The following is an 855-nucleotide window of genomic DNA, read 5'->3' on the forward strand; positions in this document are numbered from 1 at the left end:
TTTATTGGCGTTACATGTCACACTTGCTAAACGTGACATGTAACGATAATGGCGAAACCATGAGAATATCTGACGAGGACGCGACCGCAGCCAGCGTCTATCTTCTTCGATCTGTTTCCCGCCCCAAATTCTGGTTTGATACTCCTCGTGAACTCAAAGCGGAGGCCGTCGAGAAGTTAAACGAACTCAGCCAAGATGGGCAGTCTATTTCGTGGTGGGTAGGCAAGTACCTCACCAGCGACCAGCAGGCCAAGTTAGCGACGTCTATCCGGCAGAGTCGCAGACGGGGAGCAGGGGCAGGAAAGAGCATTACCATCAGCGATAAAGCCCACCGTATCTTGAAGCGGTTATCAGAGGTTGATGATTGCAGCCTTTCAGACGTGATCGAGAAACGCCTGGCCCGAGCCTATAACCGATCATGGGATGATAAATAGACTGTCACCAGGGGTTGCATTTTAAAATCCCGTGATAGCATCTAAATGAACCTTAACGAATAGGGATGCTGGCGGCGATGCCGACCACTATCCCGGCAATGGAGAAATTCACCATGATGACATTGACTACTGTCTCGAAAAAAACCTCAAACAACTCAGCTCTGGTATTTTGGCGCGTTGGTACAAAACGGAAAGGCATCCTCGATGTCCGTATCGACTTTGATCACGAAGAGGCTGACTTATTGGCTGAGCTCGTCGCAATTCGCTACCTGGCTCTGGATAAGCAGGTGTTTTGCCGTGAACCTGGTGCCGGTTCGGGTTACAAGCTGGTGGTCTCTAAAGGCGCAATCAAGAAGCTGGCGCTGGGCAAATCCAGCAAGAAGTTTGCTTTCAAGTTTGCGGCTTGTCTCACTGGGCGTTT

Annotated in this window: 2 protein-coding genes; both read left to right on the plus strand. The window is 50.3% G+C overall.

From position 1 onward, the window contains the following. A partial coding sequence (locus tag BHE89_RS18975; protein WP_286146329.1) for a hypothetical protein occupies positions 1-434 on the plus strand: 434 nt, incomplete at its 5' end. Positions 435-499: 65 nt separating this feature from the next. Continuing rightward, the coding region (locus BHE89_RS18980) for a hypothetical protein (RefSeq protein WP_458694244.1) at positions 500-855 on the plus strand (356 nt) is incomplete at its 3' end.

Source organism: Shigella sp. FC1967, from assembly GCF_001743005.1.
In the GTDB taxonomy this organism is placed as follows: Bacteria; Pseudomonadota; Gammaproteobacteria; order Enterobacterales; family Enterobacteriaceae; genus Proteus.